The following is a 19,247-nucleotide window of genomic DNA, read 5'->3' on the forward strand; positions in this document are numbered from 1 at the left end:
TCAATTGATCCCTCACCCCCTCTCCCGTCTCCTATGAGTCGGCCTCCGTGCCGCCGCCGCAGTAGAGGTCGACGGGAGCTGTTGGCGGACCAGACCCGGCATCACTCGCTGGCGATCTCCGCCGGACCTGGCCGCCCTCTGGTCGTCGACCAGCTCAGCGCGCCTCGGCCTTGTCAATCAAGGTCTGGGCGATCAGCCGCATCGGTTCCCATGACTCGTCGAGGGGATCGCCGGCCTCTGCCGCGGTCAGGAGGGCGTCGATCCTGGCCTGGACGTATTGCTTGTTAGCGAGCTCGCCCTGGTAGTCCTGGACTGACTCCCTGAATGCTTTCCACTGGACCGGAATGGGAGAACCGTTCGGGCCTTTCAGGCTGTTCAGGCCGAAGTAGAACTCAAGGGAGCATGCCCGGCCGTTGATATTGTCGCTTGCTGTCCCGGACGGCCCAAGGGTTGGGTAGGACTGCGCGTAATCGAGATCGGGCAGCAGGCAGGCGTTGTAGTGTTTCGGCAGCGCGACGCCCGCAAGCTGCCTGATCGCCTCCCGGCCGGCGGTGTCATTGTCGACGAGTCCGATCACTCGGTTCATCACTCCGGCCGCGGCAAAGCTCTTCAGAGTCGCAACGACCCTGTCGGTTCCGCCCTGCGCTTTCATGGCATCGAAGTCCAGAAACTTGAAGTAGCCAGCGATATCCGGTCTGACCAGCTTCAGCGCCCGGGGAAGGATTCGGGAGTCGAACTTTCCTTCCGTGATCACGATGATGGGCCCCGTGCTGGCCGTCTCCTCCCGAAGCTCCTGCAGAGCCTGCATCGAAACCTCGTCGGTGCTCTTGAACGCACCACCTGACAGCAGGTCGCTGAGATCGAGCCGGAGGATCGCCTGCGGGTCCTGTCCCTCCAGCAGTCCGGCAATGAACAAGCGGTGGTCGCGGTCGTCTTCGAAGAAGAGCTCGAGTTTCTCCAAGCAGAGCCGCTCCAACTCGGTCAGGTCATTCTCCTTGAGCATCCAGGCGGGGCCGCGCTTCAGGTATGCCTGGAGGCCGATCCCCGCGACGTCGTCGTCGGTGACGTTCCGCGCCGGCTGAGCACCCGGTGCGGGATGCCCGTAGAGGTCGTCCTCTCCGTCCCATTCCCTCAGCTCCCGATAGCACTCGGCCATTTCTCGGCGGCATCGCTCTGCAGTGAAGCCCATGAGCCTGAGGCGTGTGATAGCCGTATCGACCGTTGTCCTATAACCGAAATGCCCCGCCTCGTCCTCGAATTCGTGACCGTATGCTGCAGGGTCGATATCGGGGTATTTCTCGAATGTCTCGGGGTCGTCAAAGTCGAAATCGTCAGCCAGGCCCGCGTTTCCCCGGTCGACCATCGTTGCCCAGTTTCGGTGCATGTACTTGTCTTCCTCTTGGAAGACGGTCATGAGCCTGGCCGGCGCATCCCATTTCCCCTCAAGAATTTGCAGGTCTCCCAGAAACAGGTGCCACCTGTCACTCATGCGCTTCTCCGATCATCCAGCCGCTGCTTGCGCTGCCCATGGGCGTTCGGGCTCCATGCTCCTCCTCGGCAGGGCCCGTGGTCTCACGGTTTTCGCAGACGCTCGTCATCCCGGTCTGCGTCGGTCGCTGAGGTGGGTGACCTTCATCTGTGCCTCGAGGGCTTGTTCCAAGGCGGTGGCGCGGAGGGCGAGGAGCTGGATCTGCGCGGCGGCGAGCTTGAGCTGATCGTTGAGTTGTTGATTCCGTCGGCGGAGCCTGGCGTCCCTGGCGGTGAGTCGGTCGAGCTCGCTGCGGGCTCCGGGGGCGGGTCTCGCCGGTTCCGATCGGCGAAGCCCAATCTCCCGGGCGATGCCGGGATAGTTCCGGCGGAACATCGTGTTGCTCATGCCGAGTTGACCGGGGTTGAGCCAGGAGGGCTCAACCAGCGGCTCTCTCTCTCCAGTGTTGGCTCTACTGCTAGATCCTTGGCACTGGAGCGGCCCTCTTTGCGGCGGCCCACTCGGACATGAGGATTGGATCCATCTCGGCAACGTCGAATACGCGCGCGACTTCCCGGTTGGTCTGTACCGCCCGCGGGCCGGCGACGTTCACGTAGCCGCGCGCAAGGAGGCGAGTGATCGTGGTCTCACGCTCATCTTCTGACAGGCGGAGGAACATCTGGGCAGCCCAGACGACCATCGGGTTATTCAGGGCGCGGCACTCGGGCCCGTACTGGCTGAGCGCGATGACCGTGAGGGCTCCCATCTCGTCGCTGTCTCGACAGAGGGCGCCGAAAACGGCCTGTCTGATTCCAAGGATGGGTGAGTCCGGATCGTGGACGTTCAGCGGTTGATAGATCCAAGCGCCATCGGGGGAAATCACCTCTCGCGTCGGCAGTGGCGCGCGATCTCGTGAGGCGAGCTCCACCCGCTCGCGGTGCGTGTTCGACCGACCGCCCGGCCCAGGCTTGCAGGGTTCACCTGGTGCCGCCCAGCAGTGCATGCACGTCTTCAGCCGGGCAGCCTCTCGCTGCCGAGCACGTGCTGCTCGTTCTTCGTTAGTGATCGCCATGACCCGGCATGGTGCCCGAGGGGACCCATCGGAAGGAGCAACCGCGCCCGGGTTGAACCGAATGGAGCACCCCGACTTCGCCTCGAAAGGAGGGATGGGGGCGAAGGTCAGTCACTTCAGTCCCTGCGCGCGGTCCATCACGCCATTAACGCCCATGTCCAGTCCGGTGGTGTCGGCGACCACTTCCGCGCCATGCTCTCTGCAACCGGTCGCACCGCCGCGACTGTCACGTCTGTGGAGTCCTCGAACACACCCCGGACGATGGCTGCCCCCACCTCAGTAGCGGCGTGCACTACTGAGCGATTGGTGGTCGAACTCGACCGCTTGGCCGTCGTATTGGATCGCCGCCTGACCGTTGACGACCGATTTGCCATGGGTCACCAGCCGGGGGATTGCGCAGGGGCTTTGGCTGCATATGCCGCCCGTCGGGGCGCTAGCGTTGTGTATCGAAGCCGCAACCCACAGTGGGTTGCCCCGGCCGGTGCAGCGAACACTGGCCGGGGCGTTGGGCCGATCAGAGAAGGCAGCAACCTATGTATGACCGACCCGCTAGGGATCGAGTGTTTCTCCCCTCGATGGTTTTCCACGCTAGCAGGGCTGATGAGCCGAGTGTGGGATCGCACGGCCTTCGTGCGTCCACGGGCTCTTCGCGCTTGGGCGCGTTGTTCCTGCTGATCGTGCTGGCGTGGGTGATGATCGACCGCCGCCCGATCGAGTGGGAGCGGGTCGTGTTGGTCCTGGCGCTGCTGCGGCTGGCCCAGGACGTGGCCGTCAGCTGGTCCTCGGTGAACCTTCGCTGACCTGGGCCGTCTCACCCGGGCGCACGGCGCCCGGGCTCCTTCTTCCGACGTGTGGCCGCTTCGGAGCCCGCGAGGACTTCGAAGCTGGCACCCTCTATGGCGCCTCTGTGCGCAATCACTCTTTCTGACGACCTGAGTTGACGCCGAAGGAGCCGCGGTGTTCAGCAGGCACAGGGCTGCGACGGCCGGAATCGGCTTCGCAGCATTCGTCCAACTTCACCACCGCGCCTACGAGCAGTACGCCCGCGCCCGCCTGGGCGACCGCGCCCTCAGCCGCCTGGTGGTGTCCCGGGTACTGCGGCACGCAGAGCTGAGCTGGAGCTCCGCCCTGAGTGGGGATCCGAGCTCCTTCACCTGGCGGGTGCTGCGCGACAGCGTCACACAGGCCCGGTCCGAAGCCGCCCTCGCCCCTGCGGACGAACTGCACCGAGTGCTGCCCGACCGTGCCGCGGATGCCGCCCTGCTCCACGAGCGGCTCGGCATGCCGGCCAAGGCCGCAGCCGAACTGATGGGGCTCCACGAGCCGGAGCTTCACGTAGACCTGATGGTTGCCCGCCGGATGCTCGCCGACCTCCGCAACCGAAACAACACCGACCCTGGAGGGTGCACCCGGTAGTCCACACAACCCAGCGCGCCCCGTGGCACTCCGGCGCAGAGCCGGAGATTGTTCGCCACGCGATTCGCCATGTCTCGCCACAGTCACCCGCGCGTGTAGTTCCACCCCTGCGGCCCGTCGGCCTAGTATGACGAGCCGTCATACTTGCATGCTGAAGGCCGGGTTCGGCCATCACCAGGGGGAACGCATGAGCGAGTCCTATTTGCCACGTATTGATGTGAACACGCCAAGTGCGGCTCGAATGTACGACTGGTTACTGGGCGGACGGAACAACTACGACGCCGACCGCATCGCCTGCGAAGAACTTCTGCAAACCGCCCCCAGCACCAGGGAACTCGCCCTGAACAACCGGGCCTTCCTTGTCAGAGTGGTACGGCACATCGCCCAGCGTTACGAGATCCGGCAGTTCATCGACCACGGCTCCGGGCTTCCCACCCAGAACAACGTCCACCAGGTGGCCCAGGCCGTTCACCCCGACTGCAAAGTGGTCTACGTCGACAACGACCCGATGGTCCTCAGCTACGGGCGGGCCCTCTTGGACGAGAACCCGAACGTCGCCATCGTCGACGCGGACATGGTCGACACTGCGGCCATCCGCGCCGGCGCGTCAACGCTGATCGACTTTTCCAAGCCGGTGGCCGCGCTGTTCGTCTCAGTGCTGCACTGCATCCCCGACGAGAAGGATCCGCGCGCGATGATCGAGCGCACGGTCCAGTCCCTGGCCCGAGGCAGTGTTGTGGTGATCTGCCAGCTGGTCAGCCCACACCAACACGTCCGCGAGACCGTGACGCGGCTGATGGAGAGGCAGACGGACGGGCACTGGGGCGAGGTCCGGACGGAGGCTGACGTACACCAGTTCTTCGCCGTCGACCGGCTGACTGTCGACAAGACCGGACTGCTCGATGTCACCAATTGGAACCCCGACACCGAGGTGTTCCCACGGCAGCGCACGAACGAATGGACTGAGTACGGCGGACTCGCCACGGTCGATTGAGCGGTGCCGGCGCGCGGCGGGGCAAGGCACCCCAGCAGGCCAGCACCACTGGGCAAGGACTCCGATCAGCCGTCCCGGTGGTGCTCCAGGGCGTCGATGATCAGCGCACGGCTGTCCTCGCGGCCGGGGGCGGTCAGCATCGTGCTGTCGATGATCTCCCGGAGATTCACGAAGCCCGGTTCGGGATCCTCGCCCGGCAGCGGGCCACGGTAGTAGAAGCCGTGGCCACCCCACTCGTTGTAGATCAGCTCCGGCACCGCGAACTGGTGCCCGTTGAACACCAGGCGGGTCAGAGAGGAGACCTGAGACGCGAGAGGCAGCTTCATGGGGATGACGCGCACGCCGATCTGCGGCGTCTCAACGTACTTGAGCAGCTGTTCCATCTGCTCCACCATGATTTCGGGTGACCCGAATTCCTGGAGGAGCGCGCTCTGTTTGATGAAGAACACCGAGCGCGGCGGTCGCTCGAAGAAGCGTTCGTGACGCTCGCCGCGGACTTTGACGATATGGCTGACCATCCCGCGCTGGTTCGCCATGACGGTCGCCTCCGTGACGACCCTCCTGTAGCCGTCGGTCTGGAGCAGGCCGGGCACGACGCCGGTCTCGACGGAGAACAGATCGCTGGCCCTCGTCTCCAGCTCGATCAGTCGCATGAGGTCGCTCGGCACGGCGTCTCGGTTGGCCGCGTAGTACGGCGCAACCCAGCCCTTGACTGAAGCGTCCCGAGCCAGCTGCATCAGCTGCTCGAAATCGGGGCCGGGCCGAACCCCCAGCTTCTTCAGGATGAGGGCGATGCCCTCGGGCTTGTCCAGGCGGATCTCGCCGGCCTCGATCCGGCTGTACTGCGACTTCGAGAACCCGGAGGTCTCGGCCACCTCTTTCTGCTTCCGAACCCCACGAAGCGTCCTCAGCCGGGCCCCCAGCAGTAGCGCGGGCATCGCCCAGGATCCCCCGGCGTCCGCCCCCGGACCAGGCCGCTGAAACGGAACTACGACGCCATCGTTGCCATCGTCGTTTATCGCACCGTCGACCATAGGGACCCCCTCATGGGAAAACACGCTCGCATGTTTAGCGGAGCAAGTTTCCCACATGGGGGCACCCCCGGTCACGCCCGACGAGTGCACGGGCGTTCATTCTTGAATTTGATCATTAAATCAGGTGATCAAATTCTCCGTTCCTGGCTCCGTCGAGATGGGCGTCGATCTCGGCGGGGGTGAAGACGAGCGCGGGTCCGGTCGGGTCGGTGCTGTTCCGGACGGCCACCCGCCCGTCGTCCAACTTGCGCATCTCCACGCAGTTGCCGTTGCCCTGGCTGCGGCGAGCCTTCGTCCACGGGCTCTCCGCGTTGATCTGGTCCGCTGGCATGCCATTGGTGTAGATGATCATGGTTGGCCACCTCCTATTGTGCGAATATCTCCCGGCGCTCCACCGGTCATACAAGTGGGGGAAATCCCTGATGGGCGCCCTGCGCAATCCCACGGGAAATTGCGCGGGTAGGGTGGGTTGAATCATTCCCTGCAAAAATCGAACACCACCACCCACCAAAAGAGTGAATGTGGCCTCAACTTCACGTACATATGATCAGGGATTGATATGATGAGCAGAACCAAGGCCGCCCACCTCGGCCCGGGATTTGGTGGAACCGACCTCAGCAGCACGCCTGCGCCTCGCGCATGAGGCATCACCCGTGGTTCCAGCGACTTCAGTGCGGAGTGGCCTCCTCCTATGGAGTGCCCTGGGCGAGGTCTTGGGGAGCCCGCCCCGCTGGATGGGCGGGCTGAGGGTCGTCGGGTGGTGTCAGCCGCAGGTTGTCGCCGGACGGCTGGCAGTTCGTCGGCCTGCCCTGCGGCCCGGGAGGGTCTGAGTCCTCTGGGCCGGTGTGGTCGGGCTGGGGTGGTGGCCAGACTTCTGCCGCTCGATCGCGAGGGCGCGGAGCTCCAGCAAGTATCGGTGAAGGCCTGCGTGGGTGTGCGGGACGACGCCGGGATATGCGTCGGCGGCGGCAAGTCCGGCTTGCCAGTCGAGATCGTTGTCCGACGTGGGTGGCAGTCTGAACAAGGCAGCTTCGAAGGTCGTGAGCTCAGCGAAGAGCTTCAGCCGCTGGGGAGGCATCGCCAGCAGCCATTCCTTGGCCGGGGCTGCCTTGAGCGGGCGATCCGCGAACAGGTTCTTCAGTCGTCGCAGCCGCTTGTTGAACTGGGTTCTGAGCTCGCGTTCGAGGCGGGCCGAGTAGGTCCGCGCCAAGGCCAGTTCGTCGGCCGTGAGGAACGGGGTGAGGACTGCCGATCGGCTGACGGAGGTCGAGGTAACCAAGACCGGCCTTTGGGCGGTAAAGGGATGAACCACGGCAGGATTGTCGTGCACTCAGGCGGGGCAGAGCGGTGTCGGCTCGCCGCTCTGTCCCGCTGAGATTCAACGGCCGGGACATCAGATGGCCCGGCGCGACCAGCCGGCGAGCCGCAGATGTCGGCGTTCACCTGTGAGTGCACCATCCGGTACACGCGAACGTGCACAGTGCGCCGTACTCCAGGGCGCCGGGGCCACCCGACCACCGACCGTACTGATCACCAGCACAGCTATGCGGTGGCGACTGTTCAGTTTCTCGGCCGAACGTGAGCTGTCAGCGGCGGTTGGGAGCATGCCGGGGACCTGTCCCCTCCTGAAGGGCTACCCGTGCCGTCGATATCACCCGAGCAGGCCCGAGCCGACATGATCCGGTACGGCAACTGCACACCCCGAGTTCTCTACCCCGGCAAAGCCCGCGCGCCGTGGGAGTGCGAGTGCAACGTGTGCAAGGCCATCATCTACCCGAACCGGAACAACGTGATGAGTGGCCAGGGAGCCTGCAAGTACTGCGCGCCGAACGCCCCCGTCGATCCTGTCAAGGCGGTGGCCCTGATGCGCGACCACGGGTTCCGGACGCTGGTCGATTTCCCCGGCGCCAACAACGCCTGGCTTTCCCAGTGCACCGCAGCCGGCCACCTGGTGGCGCCCCGGTACGGAAACGTCAGGCTCCGTCATGACGGCTGCCAGTTCTGCAAGCGGTGCGGCGTCGTGTCCCAGGCTGTGGCTGAGGCCGGGGCGGACCTGCGCGCGACTGAGGCCCTGACTGACATGGAGTCGGCCGGCTTCAAGCCCGTGGAGCCGTTCAAGGACGTCGCCTCGCCGTGGCTCTCCCTCCACAGCGAATGCGGCCAGCTCGTCAGCCCCAACCTCAACAACGTCCGCACCCGAGGCGAGTGCTGCGAGTTCTGCGCGAAGTACGGCCTCGACCCGGAGGCACCCGCCTGGCTGTACGTCCTTGAGCACCCGCTCTACGGGGCGTCGAAGATCGGCATCACCGGCCAGTACACCCAGGAAGACCGCGTGGCCCGGTTCGAGAACGACGGCTGGAAGGTCATCTCCAAGCTGCCATTCGCCACTGGCAGGGAGGCCCGTGAGGTCGAGCAGGCGGTGATCAACGCGCTTCGCCCGGAAGGCAGACGGAAGAAGGAGGGTTTCCTGACGCCTGCGCAGATGCCCACCGGGGGCTGGACCGAGACCTTCGACGCCACCACAGTTCCGGCCGCTCTGTTGCTGTCGATGGCCCAGGGTCAGGGCGCTTCTCCGATCGCTGCGTGATGCCTGGTGAAGGCGGTGTGCTCTGCGCTGTACCGACCGGTGCGCGTTCGGGTGTACGCCGGCAGCCGGCGAGCTGCAGAGGATGGTCGGTGGAGGCGGGCTGCGGAGGCAGCCCGCCTCCACCGACAGAGTCAGAGCCCCTTGGCCTCGCGCCAGACCTTGAGCTGCGCGGCGATCTTCGTGTCCATGCGGAGCTTGTCGGGGGTGCCTGTGAAGGCCCGGACAAGCTCAAGCATCACGCGGTCTCCCCGCTCGGTCAGTTTGGGCGCCACGAGCTCCACCAGCTCGACCCACTTCGCCTGCGAAAGCGTGGCATCCAGCTTCGGGATGATCGACTGGAAGGCGAAGGACCGGAGCGCGTAGGCGGCCTGCGGGCCGTCGAACCGCTTGATGAGCTCGATGTAGTACGGCTCGGCGTTCCAGGCGACGCCGTAGCCGTTCGTCAGGAAGACGTTCACGAGCGTGGCGACGTAGGGGGCCGTCAGGAGCTCGGGCACCTCGCCGTGGCGGCCGACGACGTCACGGAGACGCCGCGCAACCGGTGGCTCGTTGTAGAAGTTGTTCGTCCCCTGGTGCGCGCGCATGAGGTCGTCGAGGGTTTCCTGGACCTCGACGAGCCGGTCGGACTCGGGAAGGTAGGCCGCGCCGCCGTCGACCAGCTCCAGGAGCTCCTTGGCCCGGTCGGCCCTGTCCTTGTCCGCATTGGCCCGGAACCGCGCGAGCTTCACTCCGAGCTCGCGGCGGGTGTCCTCGCTGATGAACGACCAGAGCTCGGGCCAGAGCAGCCGGACGTTGTCCAAGACGTGCGGGTCAGCCGTGGGCGGGGTGTAGATGCCGAAGAGGCCGTTGGCCAGGTTGTTGGCCTGCTCCTGAGGGAGCCCGTCAAAGAAGGTGGCCGCGTTCTTCAGCTCGGCGTCGGCGAGTGCCGCGGCCTTGACGTTGTGGAGGAGCCTCCCGATCTCCGCAACGACGGGCCGGGTCTTGAGCTGCATGACTTCCCGGATGCAGGTCTGCAGCCAGTCGGCGAGCTTCAGGCCCGTCAGCTTCTCCACGTTCGGATGCGCGGCGCTCGCGTGGTTGCGCATGTAGTTGATGTGGGTCAGCTGCTGGTGAGCAACGTCGCTGATGAGCTGGATCTTCTTGGCGGCGTCCAGCAGCGCGGCATCGTTGATCTTCGAGAGGTCGTCGCGGGTCTGCAGGGACGCCCGGCGGGCCGGGTCGGCCTCGGCGAGGTCGAAGAAGTAGGCCACGTCGAAATCCGCGACCCGGTCCCGCAACTGGGTGATCGTCTCGTCCCAGAGGTAGCTCAGGGCTGCGTCGAACAGGCCCGCGGCTCCAGCGAGGATCATCTTGGAGATGTAGGGGGACCGCGCCAGCTGATCGGCGTTGAGCTCGCCGAGGATGTCCGGGGTGTTCTTGAGCAGGACGTGGCGGTCCCCGGCACTGACGATGATGCTGTCGGTCGGCAGCCCCCACTCCTCAAGTACCGAGAGCATGAACTCTTCGAACGCCACCAGATCAGCGCGAGCGGCGCCCACCAGATCCTTCCGCTCGGTGGATGCGGGCAGGTTCTGCGGGGCGTCAGAACTCACGGAATCTCCTTCGAGGGTCGAGGTGACTCTCCCGGGGTCATCAGCGGCGGCAACAGGTGTGCGCCCCCCGGCGAGGCCCTCCGAGGGTATCCACCCAGAGTCCCGGCGAGCATGCTATTTCCTTAGCCCGCAGCTCAGTTGACGCGCTCGCGACACCCCGAATCACCTGCCTCATCAAGCGGTCCCGGGTGCGGTCGCCCTGGGCCTGGGGCCGGCCTTCCCGCCCCCAGGCCCGGATCCTGGCTCAGGGGCGACCGAGGGCTCGGAAGGTCCAGCCAGCCGCGCGCCAGCGGTTCGCGTTGAGGGTGCCACGGGCATCGATGGCCCTTGGGACGGCGATGTGGCTGGCGAGGTCGGCCGGGTCGGTGTCAGAGTACTGGGGCCAGTCGGTCAGGTGCAGCAGCAGCCCGGCGCCGGTGACGGCCTGGGTGGGGTCGTCGGCGTAGTCGAGCTGGGGATACGCCCGGCGGGCGTTCTCCATGGCGGCAGGGTCGTGGACGGTGACGTCGGCGCCGGCCCGTTGGAGGGCGTCGGCGACGGCCAGGGCCGGGGAGTCGCGGATGTCGTCGGTGTGGGCCTTGAACGCGGCGCCCCAGACGGCGATCCGCTTGCCGGTCAGGGTGCCGCCGAAGGCTTCGCGGGCGAGGTCGACGGTGTGCTCGCGCCGGCGCCGGTTGATCGCCGCGACCTGGCGGAGCAAGCCGGTGTCGGCGCCGAGTTCCTCGGCGCGGTGGGTGAAGCCGGCCAGGTCCTTGGGCAGGCAGCCGCCGCCGAATCCGAGTCCGGGCCGCATGCCCTTGGCGCCGATGCGGTGGTCGTAGCCCAGAGCGAGGGCGATCTGCTCGACATCGGCGCCGGTCTTCTCGCAGAGCTCGGCCATCGCGTTGATGAAGGAGATCTTGGTGGCGAGGAAGGCGTTCGCGGCGCCCTTGATCAGCTCGGCGGTCGGGATGTCGGTGACGATCAGCGGGGAGCCCGCGGCCAGGATGCTGGCGTAGGCCTTCCGGAAGACGGCCTCGCTGTGTGTGTCGCCGTCCTCGATGCCCAGGACGATCCGGTCCGGTTCCAGGGTGTCCAGGACGGCGAAGGACTCGCGCAGGAACTCCGGCGACCAGGCCAGGTGGACGCCCGCCCCGGTGCGGACGTGCTCGTCGAGGGTCTGCCGCAGCTGGGCGACGGTGCCGACCGGGACGGTCGACTTGCCGACGATCAGCGCGCCGTCGCCGAGCCGGGGAGCCAGGCGGCGGACGGCGGTGTGCAGGTGGGTGAGGTCGTAGGCGCCGGTGCCGTCCTGCTGCGGGGTGCCGACGCCCAGGAAGTGGACGTCGGCGAAGGCGGCGGCCTCCGCGTAGGAGGCGGTGAAACTGAGCTGCCCGGTGGCGGTGTGCTTGGCGAGCAGGTCGTCCAGGCCGCGTTCGACGAACGGGGCCTGGCCCTTGTTCAGGGCGTCGACCTTGTCGGTGTCGGTGTCCATGCCGAGGACCTGGTGGCCGAGCTCGGCCATCGCGGCGGCGTGGGTTGCGCCGAGGTAGCCGCAGCCGATCACGGTGAGCTTCACGAACGTGTCCTTCCAAGAGGGGCGGGCGGCGGCCCGGCCGGGCACCCCGCCCCCCTTGAGAACGGGGGCGTCAAGCGCCGGGCCGGGCGGCCAGGTAGCGGTGGATGCCGTCGCGGATGAACGGCGGGATGGTCAGGACGGGCAGGTGCTCGGGGGCGAAGAACTGGAGCTTGACGCCCTCGGCCAGCGGCAACGCGCTCTCGTCGCCGTCCCAGGAGCCGGCGAAGAAGGTGATGGCCTGCCCCGAGCCGTGTTCGTCCGGGGTCTCGAAGAGCTCGGTGAGGCCGCCGTCGACGGCCAGGCCGGCTTCCTCGTCAAGCTCGCGGACGATCGCCTCGGCCGGGCTCTCACCGGGGTCGCAACCGCCTCCCAGGAGGCTCCAGTGCCCGGGCCAGGCCACGCCGTCGAGGTCGTCGCGCAGGTGCAGGAGGAGCTCGCCGCGGCGGTTGGTGATGATCGCGACCGCTCCGCGCGGCTCGGCGGCGGCCGGGTTCTGGGGAAGGGTGTCCATGCGCTCACCGTAGTGAGCCGACGCCCCGTCATGCCGCAGCGGCCAGCATGTGGTCGGAGAACCAGGCCGCAGCCATCAGCGCCTGCATCCGGGTGCGGTCAAACCTGCCGCCCGGCTTCAGACCGCCGGCCAGCAGCGGCCGCAGCGAGACGGGCGCCTGGTCGAGTGCCGAGCTGATCTGGGCTGTCGCCCAGGGCTCCAGCGGGCCGGACAGCCAGCTCGGGACCGGGGAGGCGAACCCGAGCTTGTCCCGGCTGCCCCAGACCTCCGGGGGCAGGCCGAGGGCCTTCGCAGCGTCCCGAAGGATCCGCTTCCCGGCCGCCGGGTCGGCGATCTTGTGCTCGGCCGGGAGCCGGTAGCAGAACTCGACCAGATCCCGGGCCAGGAACGGCGAGCGCCGCTCCAGCGCGAAGGCCGAGGCCAGTTTGTCGCTGGTCATCACCAGCGGGCGCCAGGCCGTGGTCAGGTCCGCCAGCGTGAGCCCGCGAGCCAGGTCACCGTCGGCCCGGGCCAGGGCGTCGGCGACCACCTCCCGCAGCCGTCCGTCCGGGTCCTGCCCGCGCAGGATCAGCCGGACGATCGCCTCGGCCGGCTCCAGCGGCCCGTCCGACAGCTTGGAGGCCAGCGGCCGGTAGGCATCCAGCCCGGCGCCCAGCACCGCCTCCGGCCCGAAGAGGACGAGTGCGTGGCGAACGTAGCCCATCAGGAACTCGTCCGGCCCCAGCCCACCGACGACGACGCGGATGCCGCGTTCGGCGATGGCCCGGTAGGCCATGTGCTCGGAGAACGTCGACGCGTTGCCCATCGGGTAGTCCAGCGCGTGCATGATCTCCGGCAGCGTGCGGGCGAAGTCGGCGGCGGTCGGCTCGATGATGACCAGTTCGGCGCCGATGTCCCGGGCGACGACGGCCGCGGTCGCGGACTCGTCCAGACGGTCCTGGCCGGGGTAGCGGACCGTGACGCAGACCTGCGGCCGCATCAGGTAGGCCAGCACCGAGGAGTCCAGCCCGCCCGACAGCAGCAGCGCGAAGTCCGAACCCGGGGCCCGCAGCGGGATCCGGTCGGCCAGCAGGGTCGAGAGCCTGGCGAGCGCGGTCTTGTAGTCGCCCTGCCAGGGCTCCAGTCCCTCCAGCTGCCACCAGATCTGCTGGACGAGCGATCCGGTGCCGACGTCGAAGGCCAGCAGTCCGGCCGGCGGGAGGAGCTGGATGCCCTGGAACGGGGTGTCGGCGCCGGTCGGCGTCTCGATGGACAGCATCTCCGGGCGGACAACCAGCGGGGCGGTGCCGTAGCCGGTCAGGGTGGTGACCTCGGAGGCGAACGCGAGCCGGCCGCCGTCCAGACGCCAGTAGAGCGGCTTCTCGCCGAGCCGGTCCCGGGCGAGGAACAGCCGGCCCTCGCGCGGGTCGTAGGCGGCCAGGGCGAACATGCCGTCCAGGCCGGCGAGGCAGCCGGGGCCGAGCTTGGCCCAGGCCCGCAGGACCAAGTGGGCATCGGTCTCTCCGGGCTCCAACGGGATGCCCCAGACCGCGGCGACCTGCCGGTAGTTGTAGATCTCGCCGTTGAAGGTGAGGACGATGCCACTGGCCGGGTCCAGGTAGGGGCCGGGGGCGGCGGCGGTGTCGACGATCAGCAGGGTGTTCATGGACAGCACTGCCCGGCCGTCGGCCGAGATCAGGTGCCGGGTGCCGTCCGGGCCGCGGTGGTGCTGAGCGAGGCCCATCGCGGCGACGGTGGCCTGGTGGCGGACGGCGTCGGCGCCGGCCAGTCCTGCGATTCCGCACATCTGGTTGTCACCCCCGAGCGTGAATCGGTGGCGGCCTCCGCCGGAAGGTCTGTGGTCCGTCCCGGCGGAGGCCCGGGGCATCAGACAACCGCGTCCGGCCGGGCCGGGGCAGGGCTCGCAGGGGGGCTCACAACTCGCGAAAGCGGTTCACTGCCAGCGGTGGAGGCAATACCCTCGGTGATCCGGCGTCAGGTGCCGGGCGTACGAATTCTCGTGCCCAGTCGAGTACGACTTCCCCGTGCCCAGCCGGGGAACGGATTGAGGGGGACGCTGTGGCGTCGACCACCCGCCGGCCCAAACCGCCGAACGACGCGCTGGCCCGGATGATCGAAAAGTGCGAGGGCGCCAGCCACAAATCGCTGGCGCACCGCGTGAACCAGCTGGCTGGCGAGGCCGGGCTGACCACGACATATACGCATACCTCGGTCGCCAACTGGTGCCGCCGGGGCATGGTCCCCGACTGGCCGGTGCCCAAGCTGCTGGCCCAGGCGATCGGCGAACGGCTCGGCCGGCCCGTGCAGTTGGCGGAGATCGGTATGGCGGATGCGGAGACACCGGACGCCGCGGTGGGGTTGGATTTCCCGCGAGAGCCCGCCGACGCCGTGCGCGTCGCCACTTCGTTCTGGAGTTCCGTGAACCGCCGCGACTTCCTCACCGGATCAAGCTTCGCCGTTGCCTCGTTCACGACCCCGGTGACCCGGTGGCTGGTGAGCCCGGCCGACGACCGCGCCGACCACCGCGGCGGCGCCCGTGTCGGCCGGGGCGACCTGGACGAGCTCCGCGACGCCGCCGACGAGGCCCGCCGCTGGGACTCGAAGTACGGCGGCGGCAACTGGAAGGCCAACTCCGTCACCGACTGCCTCCAGCACCGGGCCGCCCCGCTACTGTCCGGCACGTTCTCCGACGAGGTGGGGCGCGAGCTGTTCTCGGTGACGGCCGAGCTGTCCCGCCTGGCCGGCTGGACCGCCTTCGACGTCGGCCAGCACGACGTCGCCCAGCGCCACTTCATCCAGGCCCTCCGTCTCGCCCGGGCCGGCGGCGACGTCCAGCTCGGCTGCTATGTGCTCACCACCATGGCCATGCAGGCCCTGCTGCGGGGCTTCCCCAACGAGGCCATCGACATGACCCAGGGCGCCTTCACCCGCGCGAACGGCCAGGCCGCCCCCAGGGTGCTGGCCTTCACCAAGCTCATCGAGGCCCGCGCCCATGCCCGCGACGACAACGCGAAGGCGGCGGCCTCCGCGCTAGCTTCCTCCGAGATGCTGCTCGACCGGGCCCGCGACCGCGCCGACGAGCCGGCGTGGATCGACTTCTATCACCACGCCCGCCTCTCGGCGGATGCCGCCGAGGTCTTCCGCGACCTGAAGAAGCCGAAGGAGGCCCTGGCTTGGAACGCTCAGGCCGCCGCCATGCAGCCCGGGGTGTTCACCCGCTCGGTCGGGATGCGCCTGGCGATCGTCGGAACCGCCCACCTCCAGGCCGACGACCTCGACCAGGGCCTCGCGCTCGGCAACCAAGCCGTCGACATCCTCGCGCGCGTCCAGTCCAGCCGGGCCCTCGACTACGTCCGCGAGTTCAACGCCGCCCTCGGCCCCTGGCGCCGGGAGCTGGCCGTGCGCGACTTCGTCCACCGCATCCGTACCGAGCTCGGTGTCGCCGCCTGATCTGGGACTCCGGTCAGCCTGTCATCGATTACTGCCACCACTTCCCTTCAGAACCGCGACCGTCCACCCCTCGAAGCTAGCGGCCAATTCGGCACAGCGCTCCAGGCCGCCGCGCCGAAAGGCAACAAAAACCACTGCTGGGACACACGCCAGCAGAAAGAGGAGGAGTGGGACCAGCGAGACGATGACGATGAACATGCGCGTCCCGCCACGCGCGTTCTTCATAAGAAGGGCGACTGACTCCACGGTTCTCCTCAACTCTTGAACGTTGAGCCCAGGAGACAACGTGGGGAAGCCTTGCGGTAGCGGCAAGCCTTGCCAGTTCGATGCAAACGGTAGTCCAGCCAATGGAGGAAGCCCGTGAAAGATCTGCCCAGGTCACCGGCTCGCCGAAGCGAGGTCGAGATCAGTCGGCTCGCGGAAGTTGCAGAGTTCGCAAAGCACTTGTCCATGCTGTTCAAGGAGCTGGGGATACCCCAGCGACAGTACGCGGCACGGATCCTCGTGGATGAGACTGTCGTCTCTCGCTATCTCAATGGTCGGCGTGTGGCAACGCAAGACTTCCTCGACCGACTAATCAGAGAAGTAGATCGCCACCGGGATTCAACAATGCAGGAAGCGGTGGTTTCTCACCTCAAGAAACTGCGACTTGCAGCGTTGAGTGTTGTCGACCCCGAAGCCTTCGAAATGGAACAACTACGAGATAAAATTGATCTCTCCCACAGAGAGATCAAGCGACTGCTTCGCCACCAGGAAGCACTCGTCGTTCTACTCGAAAAGCGCGAAAACGAAGCCGAGGAAGCAGAGCAGAAATTCGCAGCACTAGAGTCGGACTGGGTTGTCGACCGACTGGCAGCACGATCCACTGAGATCCAACTTCGGGGTGAACGAGATCGCCTCAACGATGAGTGCGGACAGCTGCGAGACGAAATTCGCCGCCTCCGAGAAGAGCTAGAATCCGTACGCGACCTTAGGCAGACATCAGAGGGTCGCTGCAGGCAGCTTGAGATCGAACTGGAGGCAGCTGAACTTGCGCTTGCCGAAAGGCAAGCAAACCTTCTCGACGGCACGGTCGAGGTCCTAGACCTTGAAGAGCTGAAAGAGGAGGTCACTCGCGCCCGCCAAGAGTCCAGAATGCATGACGTCGCACAAAAGCTTGTGCTCGCATCCGGATGGTACTCGATAGAGGACCTTCTCGCCCTGGCCTCCTGGCTTCGACAAACCCGGCAGTCTTCCCTCAGTGGAATGGTGCTAAGCGATGCCGTCCGATTCAGATCTGCCGATTTCCTGCTCGAACTCATCGAAGCGGTCCATGACCATGCCCCCCTTGGGATCAGCTACACCTTGCCAATCGCTTCGAGCATTGGGTCACTGCGAAGCCAGGATGACGTTTTACTCCTATACCGGTCCCTTTGGATGAAGTCGCGACTTTTCAAAGTGACCCAGGAGATGGCCTCCACTTGGATCCTGTCAGCAAGTCCGACCATCGCGGCTGACTTTATCAAACTGACAAGATCCCTCGGGGACAAGCGACTGCTGCCATTTCTCCTATTTGATATCGGGGCCTCCGCGGCCCAGTTCGCAAAGGGGGTCGCCCGGGAAATTGTTGACACCTTGCCAGACGATGCGCTCGTTATCGTTGCGCGAAATATCGGCCACAATCCGTCCCGCGTTAGCCGCGGCGATCTATTCGTGAGGTTCATCAAGGACCTCGACCCCAAATCCCAAGTCGATGCCAAGCTGTTCGCAATGGCGGCGTCCCGCATCAGTTCCGATGAGGCCGCAGTCGCACTGTCCCATCTCTATGACCGCGAAATCGAGGAGCTTCACCGGGATTGGGGCCTTCACCGATTTTTCACCCTAAGCAAGCGATTGAACAATCTTCTCGACCGATCAGCAGCAGGTTTCTGGTGAAGGCGAGGGCGACCCGGGGCCGGGTGGCCGGCGACGCGCGCGGCCCGAGCCGGGCCCCTCTGGTTCAAGCTCCAGGTCGAGAACCTGGACCATGGCATGCAACTCGGCCATTAGTCCATCAACATCCTCGCGCACGTCCAGTCCTTCCGATCCCGGGAGCATGCCCGCGAGTTCAACACCGCCCTCAGCCCCTGACGCCAGAAAGCCGCCGCCCGCAACTTCCTGCACCGCACCGCCACCGAACTGGGGATCGCCGCATGACCGCGACGGCCGCCGACAGCCGGCTCACCATGGACGGCACCGCCGATGACCAGCACCCTGAAATCGAATGATTGCTCCATTATCTGACAGCTTGTCAGTCATTGCGTCTAGGGTGGTCGCGCCTCCTAGCAGCGACGACAATGAGGAGTACGGCGATGGCAGTTGAACGTATCTGGCTGGATGTTCCGTTCGCCGAGAAGGACGAGGCCAAGGCTGCCGGAGCCCGGTGGGATCCAGCAGCCCGCCGCTGGTACGCCCCTCGGCCGGGCGTGGCCACCCTGGAGCGCTGGGCCGCCGGCGAGGACATTCCTGAGCTCCTGCCGGGCGAGGACCGCTCGCTCGGCAGCGGCCTGTTCATCGACCTCGTGCCCAGCAGCTGCTGGTTCACCAACGTTCGTTCGTGCATCGTCCAGAAGGACTGGGACCGGCTTCGCCGGATGATCTATTCAAGGGCCCAGGATCGCTGCGAGGCCTGCGGCGCCGGCCAGGACCGCGAAGCGAAGCGCTGGCTGGAAGCCCACGAGCGGTGGACCTACGACAATGCTCGCCGGGTCCAGACTCTCAAACGGCTGATCTGCCTGTGCACTGATTGTCACACTGTGACGCATTTTGGCTTCGCTCAGGTCAGGGGGCTCGCGCCGCAGGCCCGAGCTCACCTGATCAAGGTCACCGGCATGACGCCCGGCCAGGCCGATCAGCACATCGCCAAGGCGTTCGAGGCCTGGAAGACGCGTTCGCGGATCACGTGGACGCTCGATCTGAGCATCCTCACCGATGCCGGGATCACGCTGACGCCGCCGCCGGACGCCGGCGTGCGAGCGGACGTCGCCCGGGAGGCCCTGCGGGCGGAGGCTGGCGGCGTGCCCCGCCAACTCGGCTCCAGCAGCCGGATCGGAGCCCGTCGCAGCCAGTAGGTAGTGCCGGTCGCCGCCCATCCACCTTCGGTGAGGCGAACGGGCGGCGGACGAGGACGCTAGCGGCTGGGTTCCGGTGTGGTCGGCAACGGCACGACCGCTGCCCGCTTGCGGCCTTGCCCGTTGCGGAGGTGGTCGTTCTCGACTTCGAGGACGTTGACCACGCGGGCGAACATGTCGACCTCGGTCTGAAGGCGCTTGTTCTCCTTGATGGCCTCGGCCAGCCGTTCCTTGGTCTGCTTCAGCTCCTCTCGCAGTTTGCGTTCGTTCTCGGGGACGTTCCCCGTGGCTTTGACCTTGGCGTAGAACTCGTCCTTGAGGTCGGTGTGCCGGTGGGTGAGGACGTGCCGCTTCACGTCCGCCTCGACGGCCAGCGCAACGACCGTCAGGGCGCCGTCCGACCTCAGCGGGGTGCCAGCCAGCAGCCGGTCCATCGCGGCCCGGATGCTGTCGCGTTCCTTGTCCTGGCTCATCGG

General features: G+C 66.7%; 19 protein-coding genes. 7 read left to right on the forward strand and 12 right to left on the reverse strand.

Annotation, left to right across the window (positions count from 1 at the left end):
- Positions 1-154 precede the first annotated feature (154 nt).
- The 3 genes from AB0P06_RS14020 to AB0P06_RS14030 form a co-directional block, all read right to left on the reverse strand.
- The gene (locus tag AB0P06_RS14020) at positions 155-1,489 is read right to left on the reverse strand and encodes a hypothetical protein (RefSeq protein WP_363607503.1); all 1,335 of its coding nucleotides are present in this window, start codon (positions 1,487-1,489) and stop codon (positions 155-157) included.
- Between the two features lie 105 nt (positions 1,490-1,594).
- Positions 1,595-1,876 (reverse strand): hypothetical protein, encoded by a 282-nt coding sequence (locus AB0P06_RS14025; protein WP_363607504.1) that lies wholly within the window; start codon positions 1,874-1,876, stop codon positions 1,595-1,597.
- Positions 1,877-1,946: 70 nt separating this feature from the next.
- The gene (locus AB0P06_RS14030; protein ID WP_363607505.1) at positions 1,947-2,396 is read right to left on the reverse strand and encodes a hypothetical protein; all 450 of its coding nucleotides are present in this window, start codon (positions 2,394-2,396) and stop codon (positions 1,947-1,949) included.
- 797 nt (positions 2,397-3,193) lie between these two features.
- Between AB0P06_RS14030 and AB0P06_RS14035 the strand changes: the two genes are divergently transcribed.
- The 3 genes from AB0P06_RS14035 (at position 3,194) to AB0P06_RS14045 (ending at position 4,950) form a co-directional block, all read left to right on the forward strand.
- Positions 3,194-3,340, forward strand: coding sequence for a hypothetical protein (locus AB0P06_RS14035; protein WP_363607506.1), 147 nt, complete (start codon positions 3,194-3,196; stop codon positions 3,338-3,340).
- A 157-nt stretch (positions 3,341-3,497) separates the two neighbouring features.
- Positions 3,498-3,956, forward strand: coding sequence for a hypothetical protein (locus AB0P06_RS14040; RefSeq protein ID WP_363607507.1), 459 nt, complete (start codon positions 3,498-3,500; stop codon positions 3,954-3,956).
- 187 nt (positions 3,957-4,143) lie between these two features.
- A complete protein-coding gene (locus AB0P06_RS14045; protein WP_363607508.1) occupies positions 4,144-4,950 on the forward strand; it encodes an SAM-dependent methyltransferase in 807 nt (268 codons plus the stop codon).
- Between the two features lie 65 nt (positions 4,951-5,015).
- Here AB0P06_RS14045 and AB0P06_RS14050 read toward each other — a convergent pair whose 3' ends face one another.
- The 3 genes from AB0P06_RS14050 to AB0P06_RS14060 form a co-directional block, all read right to left on the reverse strand.
- A complete protein-coding gene (locus AB0P06_RS14050; protein WP_363607594.1) occupies positions 5,016-6,041 on the reverse strand; it encodes a Scr1 family TA system antitoxin-like transcriptional regulator in 1,026 nt (341 codons plus the stop codon).
- A 58-nt stretch (positions 6,042-6,099) separates the two neighbouring features.
- A complete protein-coding gene (locus tag AB0P06_RS14055; RefSeq protein ID WP_360351328.1) occupies positions 6,100-6,336 on the reverse strand; it encodes a DUF397 domain-containing protein in 237 nt (78 codons plus the stop codon).
- A 411-nt stretch (positions 6,337-6,747) separates the two neighbouring features.
- Entirely contained in the window at positions 6,748-7,314 is a 567-nt protein-coding gene (locus AB0P06_RS14060; protein WP_363607509.1) for a hypothetical protein, read from the reverse strand.
- Positions 7,315-7,737: 423 nt separating this feature from the next.
- On the opposite strand from AB0P06_RS14060, the gene AB0P06_RS14065 reads away from it, so the two are divergent.
- Complete coding sequence (locus AB0P06_RS14065; RefSeq protein WP_363607510.1) at positions 7,738-8,571, forward strand: hypothetical protein; 834 nt, start codon at positions 7,738-7,740, stop codon at positions 8,569-8,571.
- A gap of 131 nt (positions 8,572-8,702) precedes the next feature.
- Here the strand turns inward: AB0P06_RS14065 and AB0P06_RS14070 are convergent, their stop codons facing one another.
- From AB0P06_RS14070 to AB0P06_RS14085, 4 genes are all read right to left on the reverse strand, one after another.
- Entirely contained in the window at positions 8,703-10,163 is a 1,461-nt protein-coding gene (locus AB0P06_RS14070) for a hypothetical protein (RefSeq protein ID WP_363607511.1), read from the reverse strand.
- Positions 10,164-10,407: 244 nt separating this feature from the next.
- Positions 10,408-11,721, reverse strand: coding sequence for a UDP-glucose/GDP-mannose dehydrogenase family protein (locus tag AB0P06_RS14075; RefSeq protein WP_363607512.1), 1,314 nt, complete (start codon positions 11,719-11,721; stop codon positions 10,408-10,410).
- Positions 11,722-11,791: 70 nt separating this feature from the next.
- Entirely contained in the window at positions 11,792-12,232 is a 441-nt protein-coding gene (locus tag AB0P06_RS14080; protein ID WP_363607513.1) for an NUDIX hydrolase, read from the reverse strand.
- 28 nt (positions 12,233-12,260) lie between these two features.
- A complete protein-coding gene (locus AB0P06_RS14085; RefSeq protein ID WP_363607514.1) occupies positions 12,261-14,018 on the reverse strand; it encodes an asparagine synthase-related protein in 1,758 nt (585 codons plus the stop codon).
- A gap of 272 nt (positions 14,019-14,290) precedes the next feature.
- Here AB0P06_RS14085 and AB0P06_RS14090 point away from each other — a divergent pair, with 272 nt between their 5' ends.
- Positions 14,291-15,682, forward strand: a complete 1,392-nt coding sequence (locus AB0P06_RS14090) for a sporulation protein (RefSeq protein ID WP_363607515.1) — start codon at positions 14,291-14,293, stop codon at positions 15,680-15,682.
- Between the two features lie 21 nt (positions 15,683-15,703).
- On the opposite strand, the gene AB0P06_RS14095 is transcribed toward AB0P06_RS14090, so the two are convergent.
- The gene (locus AB0P06_RS14095; RefSeq protein ID WP_363607516.1) at positions 15,704-15,928 is read right to left on the reverse strand and encodes a hypothetical protein; all 225 of its coding nucleotides are present in this window, start codon (positions 15,926-15,928) and stop codon (positions 15,704-15,706) included.
- A gap of 114 nt (positions 15,929-16,042) precedes the next feature.
- On the opposite strand from AB0P06_RS14095, the gene AB0P06_RS14100 reads away from it, so the two are divergent.
- Both AB0P06_RS14100 and AB0P06_RS14105 read left to right on the forward strand, forming a co-directional pair.
- Positions 16,043-17,596, forward strand: a complete 1,554-nt coding sequence (locus AB0P06_RS14100) for a hypothetical protein (RefSeq protein WP_363607517.1) — start codon at positions 16,043-16,045, stop codon at positions 17,594-17,596.
- A 416-nt stretch (positions 17,597-18,012) separates the two neighbouring features.
- On the forward strand, positions 18,013-18,771 hold the full coding sequence (locus tag AB0P06_RS14105) for a DUF5710 domain-containing protein (protein WP_363607518.1): 759 nt from the start codon (positions 18,013-18,015) through the stop codon (positions 18,769-18,771).
- A 59-nt stretch (positions 18,772-18,830) separates the two neighbouring features.
- Here the strand turns inward: AB0P06_RS14105 and AB0P06_RS14110 are convergent, their stop codons facing one another.
- A complete protein-coding gene (locus AB0P06_RS14110) occupies positions 18,831-19,244 on the reverse strand; it encodes a hypothetical protein (RefSeq protein WP_363607519.1) in 414 nt (137 codons plus the stop codon).
- Positions 19,245-19,247: the final 3 nt, after the last annotated feature.

The organism is Kitasatospora sp. NPDC088351 (genome assembly GCF_040685575.1).
In the GTDB taxonomy this organism is placed as follows: domain Bacteria; phylum Actinomycetota; class Actinomycetes; order Streptomycetales; family Streptomycetaceae; genus Kitasatospora.